Annotated in this window: 20 protein-coding genes and 1 other RNA gene; 12 read left to right on the plus strand and 9 right to left on the minus strand. The window is 36.2% G+C overall.

What is annotated here, in order from left to right:
* Positions 1-388: 388 nt before the first annotated feature.
* The 6 genes from gcvT (at position 389) to MR062_RS15195 (ending at position 7552) form a co-directional block, all read left to right on the plus strand.
* Positions 389-1471, plus strand: coding sequence for a glycine cleavage system aminomethyltransferase GcvT (gene gcvT, locus MR062_RS15170; protein ID WP_242205795.1), 1083 nt, complete (start codon positions 389-391; stop codon positions 1469-1471).
* A 17-nt stretch (positions 1472-1488) separates the two neighbouring features.
* Positions 1489-2328, plus strand: coding sequence for a sugar nucleotide-binding protein (locus MR062_RS15175; protein ID WP_242205797.1), 840 nt, complete (start codon positions 1489-1491; stop codon positions 2326-2328).
* A 375-nt stretch (positions 2329-2703) separates the two neighbouring features.
* Positions 2704-2994: a 4a-hydroxytetrahydrobiopterin dehydratase gene (locus MR062_RS15180; RefSeq protein ID WP_242205848.1), complete on the plus strand. Its 291-nt coding sequence runs from the start codon at positions 2704-2706 to the stop codon at positions 2992-2994.
* A 65-nt stretch (positions 2995-3059) separates the two neighbouring features.
* Complete coding sequence (locus MR062_RS15185; protein ID WP_242205799.1) at positions 3060-3779, plus strand: YebC/PmpR family DNA-binding transcriptional regulator; 720 nt, start codon at positions 3060-3062, stop codon at positions 3777-3779.
* A gap of 32 nt (positions 3780-3811) precedes the next feature.
* Positions 3812-4795 (plus strand): Gfo/Idh/MocA family protein, encoded by a 984-nt coding sequence (locus MR062_RS15190; protein WP_242205800.1) that lies wholly within the window; start codon positions 3812-3814, stop codon positions 4793-4795.
* Positions 4796-4939: 144 nt separating this feature from the next.
* Positions 4940-7552, plus strand: coding sequence for a zinc-dependent metalloprotease (locus MR062_RS15195; protein WP_242205802.1), 2613 nt, complete (start codon positions 4940-4942; stop codon positions 7550-7552).
* Positions 7553-7759: 207 nt separating this feature from the next.
* Here MR062_RS15195 and MR062_RS15200 read toward each other — a convergent pair whose 3' ends face one another.
* The 5 genes from MR062_RS15200 to MR062_RS15220 all read right to left on the minus strand — a co-directional run bounded on the left by MR062_RS15200 (position 7760) and on the right by MR062_RS15220 (position 12520).
* Positions 7760-8308: a 1-acyl-sn-glycerol-3-phosphate acyltransferase gene (locus MR062_RS15200; protein ID WP_242205804.1), complete on the minus strand. Its 549-nt coding sequence runs from the start codon at positions 8306-8308 to the stop codon at positions 7760-7762.
* 1 nt (position 8309) lies between these two features.
* Positions 8310-9392 carry an iron-containing alcohol dehydrogenase family protein gene (locus MR062_RS15205; protein WP_242205807.1) on the minus strand — a complete coding sequence of 361 codons (1083 nt, stop codon included), beginning with the start codon at positions 9390-9392 and terminating at the stop codon, positions 8310-8312.
* Positions 9393-9497: 105 nt separating this feature from the next.
* On the minus strand, positions 9498-10202 hold the full coding sequence (locus MR062_RS15210; protein ID WP_242205808.1) for an HAD family hydrolase: 705 nt from the start codon (positions 10200-10202) through the stop codon (positions 9498-9500).
* 22 nt (positions 10203-10224) lie between these two features.
* On the minus strand, positions 10225-10953 hold the full coding sequence (gene kdsB / locus MR062_RS15215; RefSeq protein WP_242205810.1) for a 3-deoxy-manno-octulosonate cytidylyltransferase: 729 nt from the start codon (positions 10951-10953) through the stop codon (positions 10225-10227).
* A gap of 142 nt (positions 10954-11095) precedes the next feature.
* A complete protein-coding gene (locus tag MR062_RS15220; RefSeq protein WP_242205812.1) occupies positions 11096-12520 on the minus strand; it encodes an ATP-dependent DNA helicase in 1425 nt (474 codons plus the stop codon).
* A gap of 125 nt (positions 12521-12645) precedes the next feature.
* Here MR062_RS15220 and MR062_RS15225 point away from each other — a divergent pair, with 125 nt between their 5' ends.
* From MR062_RS15225 to MR062_RS15250, 6 genes are all read left to right on the plus strand, one after another.
* Complete coding sequence (locus MR062_RS15225) at positions 12646-13380, plus strand: hypothetical protein (RefSeq protein WP_242205814.1); 735 nt, start codon at positions 12646-12648, stop codon at positions 13378-13380.
* Positions 13361-14185 (plus strand): DUF3822 family protein, encoded by an 825-nt coding sequence (locus MR062_RS15230; protein WP_242205816.1) that lies wholly within the window; start codon positions 13361-13363, stop codon positions 14183-14185. The genes MR062_RS15225 and MR062_RS15230 overlap by 20 nt, the downstream gene beginning before the upstream one ends.
* A complete protein-coding gene (locus MR062_RS15235) occupies positions 14185-14730 on the plus strand; it encodes an RsmD family RNA methyltransferase (protein ID WP_242205819.1) in 546 nt (181 codons plus the stop codon). The genes MR062_RS15230 and MR062_RS15235 overlap by 1 nt, the downstream gene beginning before the upstream one ends.
* A 154-nt stretch (positions 14731-14884) precedes the next feature.
* Positions 14885-15802: a nuclear transport factor 2 family protein gene (locus tag MR062_RS15240; protein WP_242205821.1), complete on the plus strand. Its 918-nt coding sequence runs from the start codon at positions 14885-14887 to the stop codon at positions 15800-15802.
* Positions 15803-15828: 26 nt separating this feature from the next.
* Positions 15829-16284 (plus strand): nuclear transport factor 2 family protein, encoded by a 456-nt coding sequence (locus MR062_RS15245; RefSeq protein ID WP_242205823.1) that lies wholly within the window; start codon positions 15829-15831, stop codon positions 16282-16284.
* A 24-nt stretch (positions 16285-16308) separates the two neighbouring features.
* Positions 16309-17058 (plus strand): hypothetical protein, encoded by a 750-nt coding sequence (locus MR062_RS15250; protein ID WP_242205825.1) that lies wholly within the window; start codon positions 16309-16311, stop codon positions 17056-17058.
* A gap of 44 nt (positions 17059-17102) precedes the next feature.
* On the opposite strand, the gene rnpB is transcribed toward MR062_RS15250, so the two are convergent.
* From rnpB to MR062_RS15270, 4 genes are all read right to left on the minus strand, one after another.
* An RNA gene (gene rnpB / locus MR062_RS15255) (RNase P RNA component class A) lies at positions 17103-17422 on the minus strand.
* 430 nt (positions 17423-17852) lie between these two features.
* Positions 17853-19052, minus strand: a complete 1200-nt coding sequence (locus MR062_RS15260; RefSeq protein WP_242205827.1) for a T9SS type A sorting domain-containing protein — start codon at positions 19050-19052, stop codon at positions 17853-17855.
* Positions 19053-19062: 10 nt separating this feature from the next.
* Positions 19063-20592: a cellulase family glycosylhydrolase gene (locus MR062_RS15265; RefSeq protein WP_242205829.1), complete on the minus strand. Its 1530-nt coding sequence runs from the start codon at positions 20590-20592 to the stop codon at positions 19063-19065.
* A gap of 10 nt (positions 20593-20602) precedes the next feature.
* On the minus strand, positions 20603-20938 hold the full coding sequence (locus MR062_RS15270; RefSeq protein ID WP_242205831.1) for a hypothetical protein: 336 nt from the start codon (positions 20936-20938) through the stop codon (positions 20603-20605).
* Positions 20939-21068: the final 130 nt, after the last annotated feature.

Raw genomic sequence — 21068 nt, forward strand, 5'->3', positions numbered from 1 at the left:
CATAAATGGATATATGGGAGATAAATATTTAAAAAAACATAATACTTATGTTATTTAGCCTAATTATATTTAAAAAATACCCATTAAGTACTTATAGATAAAGTATCAATTCTAGAGATCAAAAGTTTTGTAATCACCTTCCACACGGGCGTACTACAAATGCCATACTTAAGGCTATTAAAAATTGATAATTACAGTACACTGATTACTGATTACTGATTACTGATCACTGAACACTGAGTACTGAACACTGAGTACTGAACACTGAGTACTGATTACCAACACTAAATACCTCACTAGAAAACATCTTTTTCGATTTTAAATTGACTATATCGTTATAGTGAATTACATTTGCGCTCAAACTATTTTAAAACAATAAAACTAAATAATGAAGAATACAGCACTAACTACAACCCACGAAGCATTAGGAGCTAAAATGGTACCTTTTGCAGGTTATAACATGCCCGTACAATACGAAGGTGTAAACATAGAACACGAAACCGTACGCAACGCTGTTGGCGTATTTGACGTATCCCATATGGGCGAATTTTTAATCGAGGGCAAACACGCATTGGAATTAATACAAAAAGTATCCAGTAACGATGCCTCCAAATTAACCATAGGAAAAGCCCAATACAGTTGTTTACCAAATGATAATGGTGGCATTGTAGACGATTTAATTATTTATCGCTTAAAAGAGCACACCTATTTATTGGTAGTTAATGCAAGTAATATAGAAAAGGATTGGAATTGGATTAAATCTAAAAACGATGTTGGTGCAGACATGTGCAATTTAAGCGACGACTATTCGCTACTAGCCATCCAAGGTCCTAAAGCCATCGAAGCCATGCAGAGTTTAACTAGCGAAGACTTATCTGCCATTAAATTCTATAATTTTGTTGTTGGTGATTTTGCTGGTATAGACGATGTTATTATTTCTGCAACAGGCTATACCGGTAGCGGTGGATTTGAAATCTACTGCAAGAATAGCGAAGTAAAACAAATTTGGGATAAAGTATTCGAAGCCGGAGCCTCTTTTGGTATAAAACCAATTGGTTTAGCAGCAAGGGATACTTTGCGTTTAGAAATGGGCTATTGCCTTTATGGAAACGATATCGATGATACGACTTCGCCTATCGAAGCTGGTTTAGGTTGGATTACCAAGTTTACAAAAGACTTTACAAATTCTGAAGCCTTAAAAGCCGAAAAAGAAGCTGGACCAAAACGTAAGCTTATTGCTTTCGAATTGGATGAACGTGGTATTCCTCGTCAAGGATACGATATCGTTGATGACAATGGAAATAAAATAGGACATGTAACCTCTGGCACTATGGCACCATCACTAGGCAAAGGCATTGGTTTAGGCTACGTAACAACTAACTTTTCGGGAGTTAACAGCAAAATATATATACAAATACGTAAAAATGCAGTTCCAGCAACGGTAGTTAAATTACCGTTCTATAAAGGTTAAAAAACGGTATTGATGTAATGAAGGGGCTGAAAAAAAAAGGAAAGCATCGCATATTAATATTAGGGGGCAGTGGCTTTTTGGGCAATGCCATTTATAAAGAACTCTGCCCCTACTTTAAAACCTTTGGCACTTACCGCACTTCTAACAAAGCATTCGAAAAGAACCATCATTTTTTTCAATACGATTTTGAAGAGGACGACATCTATGAAATCCTTGATATAGTTAAACCTTCAATCATAATATCTGCACTTCGGGGTGATTTTTCCAAGCAAGTACTATTGCACCAGCATGTAACCGAATATGTCTTTTCAAAAAAAATAAAGATCATTTTTTTATCATCGGCAAATGTATTTGATGCCTACAGTAAGTATCCAAGTTACGAAACCGACAAAACCTACAGCAATAGCATTTACGGGCATTTTAAGATAAAAATAGAAAATATGCTCCTGCGCTTGCCCAAAGCCCAGGCTAGTATCATACGGCTACCTATGGTTTTTGGCAATCAATCTCCTAGGGTAATGGAAATCCTTGAACTTATAAAAAATAAAGAACCCGTTGAAGTATTCCCGAACCTCATAATGAATGTCACAACGGATGCTAAACTCACACAGCAAGTTCACTATATAATCAACAGAAATAAATCTGGAATCTTTCATTTGGGCAGTACCGATTTGGTACATCACGACGAATTCACGAAAGAAATCATTTCCGCTTTGCAGTTAGAGGACAAAGTACTTTACAAAAGAGTATACACCACCAACGACGACAGATATCTAGCGGTTTTGCCCAAGTTTAACAAGCTCCCCAAACACCTCCAACTCCACAGTCAGGACATTTTAAAAGCATTAGCTAACTAAACAAATCACGCTTACTTATAGTTTTTTGGGCAAATGGCAAGCCACCGCGCTTTACACTATAGTTTTTTAAAATATTCAAGGTTTTTCAACGGCTATAATTGTTGGCCATCTTGGTTCTTGATTCTTTGTGTCTTGACTCCCTTGCTAGACATTTTAAAAAAGCTGTCGCTCCAATCGCTTTTGCGGAAGTTTAGGATTCAGGGATCAGTCACAGGGTTCAGGGTTAAGGGTTCAGTTACTTAAATTTCGTTAATCATCAACCCTTTCAATCTTTTTAAATCTAAAACCATAAACCCTTCAAAAATCATTAGCATTATAAATTGATTTTAATGCTTAAATTGATTACATTGGTTTAATACAGACTTAAAAATATTTATCATGAAACTTTCAGAACAAGACATCGAAAAAAAACTGCTTCAGTTTCCAGATTGGGACCATTACGACAATGCCATTCATGCCGAATTTGAATTTGAAAATTTTAAGGATTGCTTTAGTGCCATGAGCCGTATTGCATTCGAATGCGAAGCCCTAAACCACCATCCCAATTGGACTAATGTATACAACGTACTAACTATTTCGTTATCAACCCACGACGCCAATGGAGTAACCGATAAGGATTTTAAATTGGCACAAGCTATTGAAATGATTGTAGAACCCGAAGAATAATTTATTTTTGCGTTAAATAAATCATTGTTATTTTCGCTGTTGCGAAAAACCTAAAACAGTATATTATGGGAAGAGCTTTTGAGTTTAGAAAAGCAAGAAAAATGAAACGTTGGTCTGCCATGAGTAAAGCCTTTACTCGTATAGGCAAAGATATTGTAATGGCTGTAAAAGAGGGCGGTCCAGACCCCGATAGTAATTCTAGATTACGGGCGGTAATCCAGAACGCCAAATCGGTAAACATGCCCAAGGACAATATAGAACGTGCCATTAAACGTGCCTCCGATAAAAGCCAAGGCGATTATAAAGAAGTTATTTTTGAAGGCTACGCACCCCATGGGATTGCTGTTTTAGTGGAAACCGCAACAGATAACAATACAAGAACTGTTGCTAACGTACGCAGTTACTTTAATAAATGTGATGGCAGTTTAGGGACTTCGGGCTCTGTTGTGTTTATGTTCGACCACACCTGCAATTTTAGGGTCAATGCAGAAGGATTGGATCCCGAAGAATTGGAATTGGAATTTATAGACTTTGGTGCCGAAGAAGTGTTTGTAGACGACGATGGCATTTTAATATATGCTCCTTTTGAAAGCTTTGGAGCCATACAAACCGAGTTGGAAAAAAGAGGTATTGAAATCCTGTCCTCAGGTTTTGAACGGATTCCACAAGTCACAAAACCATTAACGCCAGAACAAGCTGCCGATGTAGAAAAACTATTGGAAAAACTGGAAGAAGACGATGATGTGCAAAACGTTTACCATACCATGGAAGAAAGTGCAGAATAGCATTTATTTAAGATAACGGTTCTATAATCATTTTGACGAAAAACATAATCAATTGGGGTATCATAGGTTGCGGTAATGTTACCGAAGTTAAAAGTGGGCCTGCTTATAAGAATACCAAAGGTTTTCATTTAAAAGCGGTCATGAGACGTGATCTTGATAAAGTACAGGATTATGCCAAAAGGCATAACATAGCGAAATATTATACCAACGCCAATGCATTGATAAATGACCCCGAAATAGATGCAGTATATATTGCTACACCTCCAGACACCCATAAATATTATGCCTTAAAAGTCGCCAAAGCAGGAAAACCCTGTTGCATAGAAAAACCCATAACGCCAACTTACAAAGAAGCATTGGAAGTTTACAACACTTTCAAAAATGCAAACCTTCCGCTTTTTGTAGCCTATTATAGGCGTTCATTACCACGATTTGTAAAAGTAAAAGAATGGTTAAGCAAAGGATATATAGGAGACATTAGGCACATTAGTTATAACTTAATTAGGCCTGCTAACCAAACCGACTTATCCAAAAGTTATAATTGGAGAACCGATGCCGCAATTGCTCCAGGAGGTTATTTTGATGATTTAGCATCGCATGCCCTAGACCTATTTACATTTCTTTTAGGAAATATTAAAGAGGTAAAGGGATTTAGCAATAACCAACAAAATTTATACAGTGCCAAAGATGCCATAACAAGTTGTTGGATACACGACAATGGCATTACTGGGTCGGGTACTTGGAATTTTGGCAGTAATGATTATGTAGACGATGTTATAATCTATGGATCGAAGGGCTCTATAAAATTTTCAGTATTTCAGGAAAAAAATATAGTGCTTAAATCAGAAACAAAAAACGAGTCTCTATTTATAAATAACCCAAAGCACATCCAACAATACCATGTAGAAAACATGAGAGATTATTTAATGGGTAATAGTGGTTCGCATCCTTCTACTGGATTAACCGCCCTCCATACCAGTTGGGTTATGGGTGAAATTTTAGGAATAAACCAATAATATGCTAAACTCTTAAATTCCAAAATAGTACCCTCGCTTTTAACATATCTATAAGATAAAGCCCTCTTGTTTATTTCTATTTTTACAACCGACTAAAAATAAATAATCAATTAGGGTTTCATTCCCTTTTAAAGTTTTTCTACTATGAAATTAAACACATTGTATGCTTTTAGAAAAGTATCTATGGCTTTACTTTTAGCATTCGTTATCATTCCCTATACAGTGGATGCCCAATCAACAAAGAATAGAAAACGAAGAAAAAGCAAAACAGAGGAAGTTGTAAAAAAAGCTCCTGAAAAAAAAGACAAGGAAAAGACGATTAAAGAACTAACAAAATCTTCAAAAGAAATTGATGGTTTGTTTAAAATCTATCAGGATACGATTACCGGTAACCTACAAATGGTAATTTCAGAAGACCAAATAGGTAAAGAATACATCCATTTTGCCCAAATTGCAGATGGTGTAATGGATGCCGGAAGAATAAACAGAGGAAGTTACAGAGGCTCTAAAGTTTTTAAAATTGAAAAGTTTTTCGATAAAATTGAGTTTGTTGCGGTTAACACTTCCTTTTATTTTGATCCAGACAATCCTTTATCAAAATCTAAGGAAGCCAACACTAGTGAAGGTATGATGCAGAGCTTAACCATTGAAGCCCATGATAAAAAAGATAGTCTTTACCTTATAAAGGCCAACGACCTTTTTTTAAAGGAAACCCTTAAGCAAATTAAACCGGCATCAAGACCAGGAACATCCCCTACTGCATTTAAGTTGGGTAGTTTAGACAAATCTAAAAGCAAAATAAAAACGATTAAAAACTACCCTGAAAATACTAATATCCAAGTAGAATATGTGTATTCCAACCCATCTGCACTTAACAGGGGTTCGAATGCTTTGGCCGATGGGCGCAATGTAAGTATTAAGGTATACCACAGTTTAATAGCAATGCCCGAGAACGACTACGACCCTCGCTTTGACGATCCTCGAGTAGGTTATTTTACGACCCAGGTAAACGATCAAACATCAACCTCGTCTACACCTTATAGGGATTTAGTACACCGTTGGAACTTAAAAAAGAAAGATCCCAACGCGCCATTATCTGAACCTGTTACCCCTATAACTTGGTGGCTAGAAAACTCTACGCCCTATGAGTGGCGCGAAATCATAAAAGAGGGTGTGTTGCAATGGAACAAAGCCTTTGAAAAAGCAGGGTTTAAAAATGCGATTGTTGTTAAACAACAGCCAGACGATGCCGAATGGGATGCTGGCGATATTCGTTATAATGTATTACGTTGGACCTCGTCTCCCCAACCTCCGTTTGGCGGTTACGGCCCTAGTTTTGTAAACCCTAAAACTGGTGAAATCTTAGGAGCCGATATCATGCTTGAATTTGTACACTTCACCAATAGGGTTTTCTACGATAAAGTTTTTGAACTGGCATCGGTAGAAAAACCTTTTGAAAATAATTCCAATCTTGAAAGTGACCCGCATAATTATTGCGCTTTTGCAAATACCCTGCACAACGATATGATGTTTGCTACTTCGGTAGCGATGGCTTCTGGGGCTTCCGAATTGGAATTGGAACGCTTAAAACGAGAGTCCATGCTAGCCTTAATCATGCATGAGGTGGGACACACTTTAGGGCTGAACCACAACATGAAAGCCAGCCAATTATTTTCTCCTGAAGAATTGGCAAATCCTGAATTCATTGAAGGAAAGTGCCTTACTGCCTCTGTTATGGACTATGCCACACTTAACATCACCAAAGACAGAAGCAAACAAGGGCAATACAATGATGTTACCGTAGGCCCTTATGATGTTTGGGCTATTCAATTTGGATATACCCCATTTCAATCTGAAAGTGAAAAAATTGCATTGCTAAACAGATCTACAGAACCCGAGCTTATTTTTGGCAACGATGCCGATGATATGCGTGCGCCTGGAAAGGCCATCGACCCAAGGGTTATGGTCAACGACCAATCGAACGATGCCATTACCTACGCAATTGACCGTATGGAATTATCGGATAATTTAATGAAAACCGCCAAGGAAAAATTTACTAAAAAAGGGGAATCGTACCAAGAGTTAAGACGGGTTTATACCTTACTTAGCGGGCAAAAAGCTGGAGCTGCCAATATCATTTCTAGATATATTGGCGGAGTATATGTAGACCGCGCCATGGCAGGACAAAAAGGAGCTACACAACCATACACTCCTGTTAGCTTAGAAGATCAAAAACGAGCTATGAAGGCCTTAAAGGATCATGTCTTTGCCCCTAACGCATTTGATACTCCTAACGACCTGTATAACTATCTAGCCATGCAACGTCGTGGGTTTAATCTTGGAAGTGGTCCTGAAGACCCCAAAATCCATAATCAAGTGTTATCCTATCAAAAAAATGTTTTAAACCACATTTTACACCCCAATACTTTACAACGTATCTCCGATTCTGAATTATATGGTAATGCCTATAGTTTATCTGATTTTATGTCCGATTTAAATGATGCTATTTTTAAAGCTGATATTTATGGCAATGTGAACACGTTTAGGCAAAACCTTCAGATGGAATACACTAATTATTTAATTAAAATGCTTACAAGCCAACAAAAAGGACGCTATGCCCATAATGCAAAGTCTATGGCTTTGTATAATTTGAAACAAATACGCACTATGGCTGCTCCTTCTGGAAATATAGCCTCTAGAGCGCACAAGCAACATTTAAGGACTTTAATAGATAATGCTTTAAAGGAAATTAAATAAGCTTTACAAGTCTAGACCTCACAGGTATTTAAAACCTGTGGGGCCTTAAACGAAAAGTGGCTGAATTGAAGTTAAAAAACTTACTTATTCAGCCTCTTATTTCTTAAAATAGTACATGTTTCTTTTTAGGGACAAAAACTGTTTACTTTATGTTTCATCTACTATACATCATGTAAAACAATTTTCATGCCAATATTAGATTGATTCTTAAGAATTCTCGGAAATTCTACCTTTCACCCCTTTAAAGAAACTGTGCATAAACTTAAAATCTGCTTCAGCATCATTTGTAGGATAAAAAGGTTCTGAAATTTTGTTCTGCTTGTTTTCAAAATCAAGAGTGAACATTATTATGGGTACTTTGGCTTCTTTAGCTATATAATAAAACCCTGTACGCCATTTAGATACTTTTTTTCGGGTTCCCTCTGGTGATAATGCTATTCTAAACTCTTCCTTACCTTGAAACAACTTAGCAATGGCCTGTACTTTATTTTCTTTAGTAAATCGGTCTATTGGCCTACCTCCCAATAGTCTTAAAAACCATCCAATGGGAAAAACAAACAGTTCTTTCTTGCCTACAAAACTTACTTTTACATGCAATACTGCCCTTAGAAGAATGCCTATATAGAAATCATGCCAACTGGTATGGGGTGCAGCAATAATTACGGCCTTTTTTACGGTTTCTTTTGAAATGTCTCTATTGCCAACTATCTTCCAGTCTAGTATGTTAAAATAAATAAGTTTGGCCAGCCATTGCATACTACATTTTTAAATAAAGTGCTTTAAGTTGTTTTGGCGTCATTAACTTCTTCCAGTTTTTACCAAGTGCATTTTCCCAAAGTGGCTCAAGTCCCAATGCTATATTTATCATGGTATCCAATTCTTCTTCACTCAAAGTAGCACAAATACCTTTAGGCAATTCAATATCATGCTTTTCCTTCATGGCCTTAAAGAGCTTAACACCTTCTGGGTAAAAATCTTCCAAATGATCAAAAACAATACAATTGCCTATACCATGCTTTGTTCCCAAAACATAAGACAGTCCATAGCTCATCGCATGGGCAACCCCTACTTGTGAATATACAATACTCATGCCGCCATGCCAGGATGCCATCATTAATTTGTCTTGTGCTTCTTCTGTGCTTGGTGTACCATCTAAAAACACTTCCTTACACAAGTTATAGGCCATATCGCCATAACTCCTACTAAAGGCATTTAAGTACGTACCTTCTAATGATTCTACGGAATGTATAAAACAATCCATTCCCGTGTAAAACCATTGGTCTTTAGGCACGCCTTTGGTAAGCTCTGGATCTAATATAACCTGATCAAAAGGTGTGTAATCTGAATTAATTCCCAGTTTTTTAGTTGGCCCTGTTAAAACCGTGGTTCTTGAAACTTCAGCTCCTGTACCCGATATGGTTGGGATACCAACATGATACAACGCTGGGTTCTTAACCAAATCCCAGCCCTGGTACAAGTGGGTTTCTCCTTCATTTGTTAACATAATGGCAACCGCTTTGGCCATATCCATCATGCTACCACCTCCTATACCAATAATTCCAGAAGGTCTTTCTTTGGTATTGAGAATAATCTCTTCTACCAAAGCATCTACTTGTGATGTTTTTGGTTCTTCCTTTGTTGATATATATATTATTCTATCATCATAAGATAGGGAAATACGTGATGTTAGCCATGAATTACTTTTAAACACATCATCTACCAAATAAATAAATGGAGCATTCATGCTTAAACGTTTTGGGGCAACGATTTCACTTAATTGATTGAAACTACCTCTACCAAAAACAACTCTTGGTACCATTGGAAAGTTCTTGTAATTCATCGATTTTGTTTTCTTTTTACAAAGTTGTAAAAATAGGTTTTATATAACTTTTTCTACAGCAAAGTCGCTCTTTTTTTAGCAACCTGCTATTCTTTTAACATTTGTTTAATTCAATAATTTTAAAACATCGTGTAAACTATTTAATGTTTTATAGGCTTTACCATTGGTTTCTTTTTCTGTTACCATTTCATGGACCCAAGTGGTATGGAATGGTATGTGTATGGCATGGGCTTTTATATTAACCAAGGGTAAAACATCAGATTTTAATGAGTTTCCAATCATTAAAAACTGTGACGGTTCGATATCCAAATGGTTTAACAACTTCGAATAATTCGCCTCTTTCTTATCACTTAACACTTCTATATGATGAAAATATTTGGTTAATCCCGACTTTTCAAGTTTTCGCTCCTGATCCAACAAATCTCCTTTGGTTGCCAAGATCAATCGATATTTTTTAGACAATGCACTTAAAACTTCTTCCACGCCGTCCAACAACTCTACAGGCTTTTCAAGCATGGTTTTACCAATGTTTAAAATGGCTTCGGTTGTTTTAGCTTCCAAATTGTAATTCGATAATTGCAAGGCGCATTCAACCATAGACAGCACAAAGGCTTTAACACCATAACCATATAAACCAAGGTTATTAATCTCGACCTTAAACAGTTCTTGATCTATTTTATTGGGGGTTTCATATTCTGATAGCAACTTGCCAAATTCAGCTTCGGCTTCCCTAAAATAGGTTTCGTTTACCCAAAGGGTATCGTCTGCATCAAAACCGATAACTTTTATGTTCTCAAATGCCTTAATCAATTTTATTAAATTTTATAATTTTTTATTTCCATAATTTTTTGGCTCGTTCCAAATCCTCTGGCGTGTCTATTTCCACACCTTGTATCGTAGTTTCAACCATTTTAATTCGTTTGCCATATTCTAAATAACGAATGCATTCAATCTTCTCTGATGCTTCAAGCGGTAACATGGGTAATCGGTAAAAATCCAATATGGCCTGTTTTCTAAATGCATAAACTCCTTTATGCTTATAATAGGTAACCCCAGCATTTGGATCTCTTGGATAGGGAATTGGGCTTCTTGAAAAATAGAGTGCAAAATTGTTATGGTCAACAATGACCTTTACGGTATTGGGGTTGTTAATTTCATCGGTGTCTGTGATATGTACCATAAGCGATGCTAAATCAACTTTCTTAGTTGTATCTTCCTTAAACACTTCTATTAATTTTTCCAACGATTCCTTTTCTGTAAATGGTTCGTCTCCTTGCACATTAATAACTACATCAATATCCATGCCTTTAACAGCTTCTGCTATTCTATCGCTACCACATTCATGTTCTTTTTGGCTCATAATAGCCTTACCGCCATTGGATGAGATTTCATTAAATATAATATCGCTATCGGTAACCACAAAAACATCATCAAATAAATGCGTCGCTACGGTAGCTTCGTAGGTTCTTCGTATCACCGATTTCCCTCCCAAGTCTTGCATAAGCTTACCAGGAAATCGTGAGGCTGCATAGCGCGCCGGGATCATTGCTATAATTTTCATGTGTCTACTTTATTGTTATCGATGGTCACACTTCACTTTAACCTACTTAGTAACTAAGACTAGTTCGGTAAAAGAATGTAACCTATTTGGCTTCATCTATTATTAAAATAATTTGCTTCAAAAATAGGATAAATACTTCTATTTAGTCTTCAAAAAAGTCATCTTTAAAGCCTATAAGGTACAATTTTTCTTTGGCTCTTGTAATAGCGGTGTACAGCCAACGTAAATACTCTTTATCCATTCCGTTGGGCAAATAGGGCTGCTCTACAAATACTGTATTCCATTGTCCCCCTTGTGATTTGTGGCAGGTTATGGCATAAGAGAATTTAACTTGAAGTGCATTAAAGTGCTTGCTCCCTTTAACCTTTAAAAACTTTTTGTAATTACTACTTTCATTCTCGAAATCCTTCATGACCTCTTGGTACAACCTATTGGAATCCTCATAAGATAAAGAAGGGGTTTCTGCTTCTATAGTATCAAGTAACAAAACCGTTTCGAAAGGACGCATTCTAGGATAATCGACCATTCGGATTTTCACTTCTGCAAAACGAAAGCCATATAATTCTTCAATTTTAAATATTTCTAAAACTTCTATAATATCGCCATTAGCTATAAATCCAGCTTCTGTTGTGGGCTTTACCCAAAAGTAATTGTTCTTGACTACCATTAAATAATCACCCGCTGTGAGTTCGTTTTCATTAAATAAAATCCGACTTCTAATTTGCTGATTATATAAATTGGCCCGCTTGTTACTTCTAACAATAATAGTGGTTTCCTCGTTTCCAAGATTACTATAAGCGTCGTTAATGGCATCCATAACGTCATGCCCGTCTATCAACCTTACAATATCGGTATAATCGTTTAAATTAAAGTAAAAGGCCTCATAAAATCCACTAGACAAGGTTTCGCGCAAAATGGTAGCGTTTTCCAATATCCCCGAATTTTCTTCTTGGCGTACCACTTCATCAAGTTCCATCTTAACTACTTCTTTATTATAATTTAGGCTTAATGTATCTTCATTTAAGGCCGGGCTCAATTCTAATTTAACAGGTGGTAGCTGTGCCGTGTCTCCAATTAAGACCAGTTTACATTGATGGCCAGAATACACATATTGCATTAAATCGTCCAATAACGAACCGTTTTCAAAAAGTTTGGAGTCGCCAGGAGTGTCTGGAATCATTGAAGCTTCATCTACTATAAAAATGGTGTTTTTGTGTTTATTGGGTTGCAACACGAATTTTACACCGCCTCCTTTTTCTTTTTTTGGAAAATAAATTTTTTTGTGAATGGTATAAGCTTCTTTTCCCGAATAATTAGAAATAACTTTAGCCGCCCTACCCGTTGGCGCCATTAAAACGGCACTTTTTTTGGCTTTCCATAAATTGGTTACTATAGCCCCTATTATAGTAGTCTTTCCTGTTCCTGCATAGCCTTTTAACACATATAACCCGTTTGGGGTTTTACTAAAAATAAACTCAGCCATTTGCTGTAAAACAATATTTTGCTTTAGAGTTGGGGAGAACGGAAATTGCTTTTTTAAAAGAGAATAAAATTCAGATGACGTCATTTACACAAGCTACAAAAAATAAATATTCCAAAGATAGAAATGATTTTTACTTGCAATGGCTTTTACGATTAAAAAAAAATTGTAGATTTGCTAAAACCGTAAATTTAAATTTTAATATACCTAAAATGATTTTATACATTATTCTTGCAATAGTTGCTACCATTGGATTAGTTTGGTTAATTGATAAGTTTATACCCTCTAAACTTAGGCCACTTGTTATGATTGCTTTATGGGTTGTTATTGGCGTTTTAGCCTATAATACATTTATGTCTGTTTACGAGCCCATCCAATTTAACCAAATTAAGAAAAAGCGTTATGCTTTGGTTATTAAAAGTTTAAAAGACATAAGGGATGCCCAATTGGCTCACAAACAAGTAACTGGTAAGTTTGCCGACAACTTTGATAATTTAGTAAAGTTTATTGATACAGCTGAATTTACTATTACGCAGCGCCGTGATTCCACAATAATAGACGAGGAATTAACTAAACGATACGGAGGTGTTGAAATGACCAAAGATATTGTTGTTATAGACACTTTAGGTTTTGTTCCTGTTAAAGATTCTTTATTTGGTACCGATAACCGTTATAAAACCTTGATGAATGTTCCTGTTGGTCAAGAAGGTGCCAAATTTGAGCTTAAAGCAGGCTTTTTGGAAGAAAAGGAAATAAGAATCCCTGTGTTTGAAGCTTTAGTTAAAAAAGCTGTGGTTTTGAACGATCAGGACAAGGATCTTGTTAGACAAGAAGAACAAGTGGTATCTGTTGAAGGTGTAAACGGAGATGCCATTAGACTAGGCTCTATGGAAGAAGTTAGTACAACTGGAAACTGGCCTAAAATTTATGACACTAAAGAAGACTAAAACACAACAAGACATAACCAATTATAGACTGTCCATTCAAATAAGTTTGAGTGGACTTTCTTTTTGTATTCTAGATAAGAACACCAATAATGTTACTGTTTTAAAAGATTTTAAGTTTGAAAAAAAACTAAACCCGCTCGAGGTTTTAGATTATTTAAAACACCTGTTCACTACCGAAGCAACCTTAAACCAAACGTTCAGTTCTGTAAATGTTATCCATACAAACGAACTGTCTACCCTAGTTGCAAAAGACCTATTTAATGAAGATTGCTTGGCCGATTATTTAAAATTCAATGCCAAAATATTAAAGTCGGACTTTATCGCTTACGATACAATAAACGGTCACAATATGGTTAATGTTTATGTGCCCTATGTAAACATTAACAACTTTATTTATGACACCTTTGGGGCTTTTACCTACAAGCATTTTTCCACAGTGCTTATTGAAAACATCCTTTCGATAGAAAAAAATGCTACCGAACTAAAAGTTTATGTCCATGTTGGCATAAACCATTTTGAAATAGTAGCGACAGATCAAGGCAAGCTCTTATTATATAATACTTTCGACTATAAAACCAAGGAAGATTTTATCTACTACATTTTGTTCACTTTCGAACAATTAAAGTTAGACCCAGAAACCCATCGCTTAGTCCTTTTAGGAAACATATCAAAAGACAGTGAACTCTATGATATTGCTTATAAATACATACGTCATGTAGGTTTTGGCAATAGAAATAGTAACCACAAACTAAACGAAGAATCTGCCAATAAGCATGCTAACTTTATCATTTTAAACAACTTTTAATGCGTATCATTTCAGGATTATATAAAAGTAGGAAGATAGTGGCTCCTAAAACCTTACCGGTTCGCCCTACTACCGATATGGCAAAGGAATCCCTATTTAATATCATTAATAACCTTTACTATTTTGATGATGTGTCGGTTTTAGACCTTTTTGCCGGCACAGGAAATATTAGCTACGAATTTGCCTCAAGGGGTACGTGCAACATTACCTGTGTAGATCAGGATTATGGTTGTATAAAATTTATAAACGAAACGGCAAGAGCTTTCGATATGCCTATTGAAACTATTAAAAGTGATGTTTTTAAATTTTTGGAGCGAACATCAATAAAGCACGACATTATATTTGCAGACCCGCCTTATAATTTTAGTGAAGCACAATTTGCTAGAATACCAGAATTGGTTTTTGAAAATAAACTACTGGAAGACCAAGGCGTATTAATAATCGAGCACTCTAAACATACCAATTTATCCCAGGTATTAAACTATAACTATTCAAAAAACTATGGCGGCAGTGTGTTCAGTTTTTTTAGTGCTAATTCAGATTAACTCGTTTTTTTAATTCCTTTTTTTTCAGTACCTTAGAATTCTCCTTTTTTGATAGCACACCCTTGGTCTATCTATATTCCATTTGAATTTCATGTTCAGATCGCTACCCCTATTTAGTTGTGGAAAAACAGTCACTAACTAAAACTAACAACTAATGAAAAAACTTTTTCTATGCGTGCTGGCAATATTACTGTTCGTTGCTTGCCAAAATCAACCACAACGCTATTTTGAAAACTCGGCCGAAATTGAAACCGTTAAAGCCGGCATAAAAGCTTATGAAGCCCAAGACTGGGACACTTGGAAAGCCAACTTTGCCGATACTGCTAAAATTTATGCTAATTCCAACAAAGGGGTTTCACCAGATGAGAGAATAGCAGGCTTCAGAGAAATGCTATCAAATTTTGATTCCTATGGTTTTAATGAAAACATTAATGAAATTGAAATGATTGTTGATGCCAAAGGAAGAACATGGGTAAATTATTGGAACCATTGGAAAGGAATTACGAAGGCAACCAAAAAGGAAGTAAACATCCCAGTACACCTTACTTTACAGTTTATTGATGGTAAAATTGTACGGGAATATGGCTATTACGATACAGCACCTGTTCAAAATGCCTTTGATGAAATCGAAAAAATGAACAATATGCCCGTTGAGGAGAAAGATATGATTGCCAAAGTAGATGCGTTAGTTAATGAATTCCTTAATAACAAAGACCCTTCCGTATTAAGCAATATACTTGCCGATAACTATACAAGAACAATGAACGATGTAACAGATGCCACCAATCCCAATGAATTAGTTGAAAGTATGAAAGTATTCTTTACTGCCTTTCCTGATTTTAAGGTTACCAATCCTCATCGATCTGAGATTCATGACAATCAATTATTCGTTCATTGGGAAATGACAGGCACCAATACTGGTGAATTTAATGGTAGCCCTGCCACGGGAAAAAAGGTAAAAACATCTGGTTTAACACGGATACACTTTAATAGTAAAGGCAAAATTGATATGGAAAATGTGTATTACGACCAGTTAAGTTTAATGCAGCAATTAGGAAAGACCTTAAACTAAACTTCAACTTTAGTAACAATATAATTATGAAAACGATTAAAGTAAGTGCCTTGTTAATACTTTTCATTCTTACAGCAAATTTAGCTTTGTCACAAAACAATGTAATAAAAGAGGCTAAAGCAACTTACAACCAAATACTTCAACTGTTCAATTCGGGTGACTATGAAGGTTATGGGCATTATGTTGCAGATAACATTGAATGCTACACAGGTGTTTATACGCCTTTACTTTGGAAAGGAAAGTCCAACTGGATGGACTTCATTAAAGGTTTAAATAACTTTAGTTTGGTAAAGTATGATTTTCGCCAACCATCATATCGAAATTTTGGTGAAACCACAGTAATGTGCAACGGCTATTTTGTCTTTACAACAGTAGATAAACAAGGGGTTACCGAAATACAATCCGGCAGACAATCTACTTTACTTATAAAACAAGATGGCATATGGAAAATTGCAAGCAATCACTTTTCTGCCATGTTTTAATTAATAATTTTAAATCACTTCATTATGAAAACAACAAAAACTACACTTATAATAGCGTTGGTTCTATGCCTTACGCTTAATATTTCACACGCTCAAAAACTATATCGAGTACATCAAGACAATGTAAAACCTTCCATGATGATGGAATACGAAAAAATTGCTAAAGAATTCAACGAAGCGTGCAAAACACATAATGTCCAGGCCCAATGGCTCGCCACAACTATGGATGGTTTTAGATATTTATATGTTTCTCCACTAGAAAACTTTGCCCAGTTGGACAATCGTCCAATGGCCGATATGGCTAAGGCAATGGGGGATGATTTTGGAAAAATGTTTCAAGAATTCGACAAGTGTTACGATTCACATGGTACCTACGTAATTGTTTTAGATGAAGAATTAACCTATATGCCAGATGGTTTTAGTCAAACTCAAGAGGGACAGGATTACAGAAATTACTATTTTATCCATTATACACCAGAGAACGCCAAAAACTTACGTGAGGCTATGAAGGGTGTTAAAGACATGTTTGCGGCAAAAGGCTCTAAAAACCACTATCGTGTTTACAGAACCGGCTTCGGCATCATGGATAATTATTATTTAGTGGCTGTGTCCAGTAAAGATGAGATAGATTCGGCTCAAAAATCTAAAGCTAACCAAGAACTTTTAGGACCAGAGCGTTTTGATGTTTTCGGAAAAGTATTAAAATATGCCTCAAAAATGGAAGAAGTAACCGGAGAAATTAGGCATGATTTAAGTTATATGCCAAAACAGTAATACTGTTTTTTAAAACAAAGAGCGGCCAATGGCCGCTCTTTTATAATTTAAGTAAACCTATAAGCCGAATTCTGTTCATTCTGAAATCATTTCAGAACTTCCCTGCCATTTATCTGAATGTATTGTTACCAATACACTTTAGCTACCTACCCTCCAGCATTGGGCGTGCAACCCTTAAGCACTGGTATACATGGTATTGCACCCCATAGAGTTTACCTGATTTCACTACAGCATAACCTGTACATTCTTTCTGTTGCACTTTTCCTGACCTCACGGCCGGTGGCCATTAACCACTATGGTGCACTATGGTGTTCGGACTTTCCTCAATGACATTTAGTGTCACTGCGACAAGGCAATTTACTTAAGGACAAAAGTACATGAATTTTTGCAATTAGCTTAATTAAGGTGAATCTTAGGTGAAATAACAAATAACATACTAAAAACCAATATTCTATAACGGTTTAAAGTGTCTTGGCAAGCCTACCTAACAGTAAGCAGTTGATAATAAGTAATCTGCCTCTTTATTGTCGGGGTTACTTCTTCGTTATCATTTCAACAAGCTCAATTTAAGCACTTGTACTGAAAGACAATTTGTTGCTTCTGCAATTAATCTTAACCTTCGTCAATACGAGAGAACGCAGTGACCGAAGTAATCTCTATGTATAGGCCACGGAACTAACAGGTTGCTTCACTACGTTCGCAATAACGGCTGGCTTCTTCGTTCGTTCATAACAATTAAAAAATGCCCCCAAAATCGTTGGAGGCATTTCATTCAATAAAAACGAGCTACTAATCTATTCAACCACTAACTTTTTAACTGCAAAAGCATTATCGCTATTCGTGATTTTTACAAGGTACAACCCACTTCTTAAAGCCGATATGTCCATTTTGTTATCTATTAACTTGGTAGTACTCATCACACGTTTTCCTGTAATACTAAATAACTCTACTTTAGCTACATCTGTCAAGCCTTTAATATTTAAAATCCCTTTTGCTGGGTTAGGATATAATGAAAATGCCGATTGGTCTAGCTTTTTTGTGCTTAAAACGTTATCAACAACAATCGTATTAATTTCTACTGTACCCGCATCATTTGCTTGACCAGGAGTTGCTGCAACCGTTGAACCAATTCCGATAGTAAATAGTTGATTTCCCGTCCATTCTACTACGCTGCTCATATCAAAAGTATAGGTCTTTTCTGTCGCATCACTTGTACTCATGTCCAATAACTGTGTTGGTCCGCTTGAAACCAATCTCAATTGATCATTTGTTGCAGAGTTATTTTTTAAAGTAATATGGATTTGCTTGTGGACATCTGCATCAACATGATGCATTGTTTGTTCTAATTTAGCATATTTATCAACTGTAGGAGTAAATGTTAATATACCACCTATAGGACCAGAAATAGCACCGTTAGTGGCTGTAAAACCTTCAGTGTCATTATCTATATCAAAATTATATATTTCTTTTAGAGTAGTAGGGACAGAAGCTGCAAACTCAATTTTATCGATATCAATTGAGATATTGTTCGGGTTATTTGGTAAAATATAATCTGTGTTACCAGCAGATTTAAAATGCAACTTAAAATCATTCATAGTGCCAACCCAATTTGCAGCACTAGTTAAATCAAACCAATATGTAACAAAACCTGAGTCTCCAGTCGTAATATCAAGATTAACATAAAATCTACCACTTGACGGTTTAGGATATGATACCCTTAAAAAATCTGGCCCTGTAGCATCATTGTTTCTTAATGTAATCCCAACAACTGAATTTACAGAAGTGTCAACACCAGCATTTCCAATTGCTATCGTTGGGTTATTTTTTACTCCATCACCATCTACGGTTGTAAGGGTCATATATGTAGCTCCATTTGCAGATGTAAAACCATTTAATGTATTCCATCCGTCATCTGTGCTAGTAAAGTTGAATGTTTGTGCAAACCCGACTAGTGGCAAGGCTGTCAATAATAATAAGAAAGTAATTTTTTTCATAACTCAAAATTTAAAGATTATTAATTATTAGTTTAGAATTTGTTTGTTGTCCATTTTTAAAAATGGCTTTTAATATGTACATCCCATTATTTATATAAGGGAGTGCAATTGAGGAGCTATTATCATTGTATGTTAATGGTATTGTTCTACCATTAATATCAACAAGTGTAATATGTGCTATAGATTGCTTTGTTTGAAACTCAATAAAGGTTGAAGCTGGATTAGGAAAAACACGAAATTCTTCCGTTTTAAAATTGGTTGTACTTAAGGTCGTTCCTAACAAGGCATTCTTTACATCTTCCACCCAAGTAGTATTATCGACTACCGTACTGGCAACAGTATTTTTGGGGTCATAGGAGTTTACCGTGAAATAATTGATGTCGTAATTTGTTGTCGAGGCATGGTCGGTTCTTTTGTGGATGGTTTTACCTGATTCCGGTCCAGCATCCCAAACGGTAAAGGCAAAGCCCCTGTTTATGGCCTGCTCTGCAATATACCGGTGGTATTCCACACGGGAAGCATTATCGGGGCCTCCATCAGCAAAGCCCGTTGCATTACTGCTTATTGCGGATAGGTCTCCCGTTGAATAATCATAACCCAGCGTATTGTCTGTCCCAAATTCACCCAATAATACCGAAACTTTATTATTGTTGGCCCAGGTCAGTACGGTATCGAAATTAGATTCAACCGAACTTTTATCGGCTGTAGTCCCCCAGGTATATTGGTCCTTGCCGTCTTTTGTGCAACTGGTAAACTTAAATGGCAAATAGTAATGGAAGGTTGCTATTAAATAACTGTCGCTGGCCAATATAGATGGATCTATAGCCAATGGCGCATTATAGGAGTTTTGCCCTCCTCCTGTAATGACTATATTTCTGGTGGTATTTCCGGCACCAGAATTTCTAATGACACTTATTATTGATGTGTTGATAGCGTCCATTTCGGTGGCACTGACTTCAAAATAGGGTTCGTTGATCACTTCAAAGAGCAAGTTTTCGGACTTGTCCTTAAACCGATCTGCAATGGCGGTCCAAATGGCCTCTAGCTTGTCCAGGTCGGCCAGGCGCTTTGCCGATGTGGGATCGGTGTACTGGACCTTGGTATCGTCGAAAGTATACAGGAACTCCGATTTTAATCTATTGCCATGTAAGTCTAAAATGGTTATTAAGCCTTGTCCTAAAGACCAATCTATTACTTCTTCCACACGGGTGAGATAGGTGGAGGACACCGTATAGTCCGCTATACTTCCCGTATAGTCGCCGGCTGTACCAGTGGCACTTGAATACACAGAGGTATCTCCAGAGGTTCTGGTACCAAAAAAGTCCATTGGAATTCTTACCGTGGTAAAACCTGCATTAGCCACATCAATAAAATATTGCTCTGAAATAGGAGGTGCCCAATTACCTTCTACGGGTGCGCTTAATACATTGCCTATATTAATGCCCCGTCCCATGTTGCTTACCATTTGCTGTGGTGTAATTTGGCTAAAACCATTGGCCGTAATAAGTATCAACAGATATTTAAATCTAAATAACTTCATTTAAGTTTGCTTATTTTTCCTTTCCAGCTTTATTGGCCGCTCTTTGTTGTTTGGTTAATACTTCAGAGAATATTTTCTTGAAGTATTTTTTATTTACTGCTTTTAAATCTTCTTTTGACCCCCCTTCTTTTCTCACTTTACGGGTTTCTTTAATTCTTTCGATATGAATGTTTAAGATTTCTTCTTTTTGTGTTTTGGTTAAAGCGGCTAATGGATCTCCCTTTATAATTTGAACATTTAACTCTTCTACTTTTTCAGTAGCGCTTGCTTTTAATTTTTCAGATTGTGCTTGTCCTGTAATTGTAAATCCTATCAACAAAAGACAGGTTAAAATGATTTTTTTCATGTTTGTTTTATTAAGTTTAGTTTTTCGAAATATAAAATTCGCGTAAAAAAGTGCTTATGGGGTTTAATAATTGTCTAATAGGGTTTGATTAGCGAAAGCGTCGTGAATTTGACGACTTTTATGTGGTTAA

Source organism: Aestuariivivens insulae, from assembly GCF_022662195.1.
GTDB classification, from domain to species: Bacteria; Bacteroidota; Bacteroidia; order Flavobacteriales; family Flavobacteriaceae; genus Aestuariivivens; species Aestuariivivens insulae.

What these genes read in the sequence shown, in the direction of transcription:
- MR062_RS15265 (WP_242205829.1), bottom strand. Translation starts at nt 20,592, where the DNA reads ATGAAGTTATTTAGATTTAAATATCTGTTGATACTTATTACGGCCAAT.
- MR062_RS15270 (WP_242205831.1), bottom strand. Translation starts at nt 20,938, where the DNA reads ATGAAAAAAATCATTTTAACCTGTCTTTTGTTGATAGGATTTACAATT.
- kdsB (WP_242205810.1), bottom strand. Translation starts at nt 10,953, where the DNA reads ATGAAAATTATAGCAATGATCCCGGCGCGCTATGCAGCCTCACGATTT.
- MR062_RS15225 (WP_242205814.1), top strand. Translation starts at nt 12,646, where the DNA reads ATGATTTTATACATTATTCTTGCAATAGTTGCTACCATTGGATTAGTT.
- MR062_RS15240 (WP_242205821.1), top strand. Translation starts at nt 14,885, where the DNA reads ATGAAAAAACTTTTTCTATGCGTGCTGGCAATATTACTGTTCGTTGCT.
- MR062_RS15185 (WP_242205799.1), top strand. Translation starts at nt 3,060, where the DNA reads ATGGGAAGAGCTTTTGAGTTTAGAAAAGCAAGAAAAATGAAACGTTGG.
- MR062_RS15235 (WP_242205819.1), top strand. Translation starts at nt 14,185, where the DNA reads ATGCGTATCATTTCAGGATTATATAAAAGTAGGAAGATAGTGGCTCCT.
- MR062_RS15220 (WP_242205812.1), bottom strand. Translation starts at nt 12,520, where the DNA reads ATGACGTCATCTGAATTTTATTCTCTTTTAAAAAAGCAATTTCCGTTC.
- MR062_RS15200 (WP_242205804.1), bottom strand. Translation starts at nt 8,308, where the DNA reads ATGCAATGGCTGGCCAAACTTATTTATTTTAACATACTAGACTGGAAG.
- MR062_RS15250 (WP_242205825.1), top strand. Translation starts at nt 16,309, where the DNA reads ATGAAAACAACAAAAACTACACTTATAATAGCGTTGGTTCTATGCCTT.
- MR062_RS15260 (WP_242205827.1), bottom strand. Translation starts at nt 19,052, where the DNA reads ATGAAAAAAATTACTTTCTTATTATTATTGACAGCCTTGCCACTAGTC.
- MR062_RS15230 (WP_242205816.1), top strand. Translation starts at nt 13,361, where the DNA reads ATGACACTAAAGAAGACTAAAACACAACAAGACATAACCAATTATAGA.
- gcvT (WP_242205795.1), top strand. Translation starts at nt 389, where the DNA reads ATGAAGAATACAGCACTAACTACAACCCACGAAGCATTAGGAGCTAAA.
- MR062_RS15195 (WP_242205802.1), top strand. Translation starts at nt 4,940, where the DNA reads ATGAAATTAAACACATTGTATGCTTTTAGAAAAGTATCTATGGCTTTA.
- MR062_RS15245 (WP_242205823.1), top strand. Translation starts at nt 15,829, where the DNA reads ATGAAAACGATTAAAGTAAGTGCCTTGTTAATACTTTTCATTCTTACA.
- MR062_RS15205 (WP_242205807.1), bottom strand. Translation starts at nt 9,392, where the DNA reads ATGAATTACAAGAACTTTCCAATGGTACCAAGAGTTGTTTTTGGTAGA.
- MR062_RS15175 (WP_242205797.1), top strand. Translation starts at nt 1,489, where the DNA reads ATGAAGGGGCTGAAAAAAAAAGGAAAGCATCGCATATTAATATTAGGG.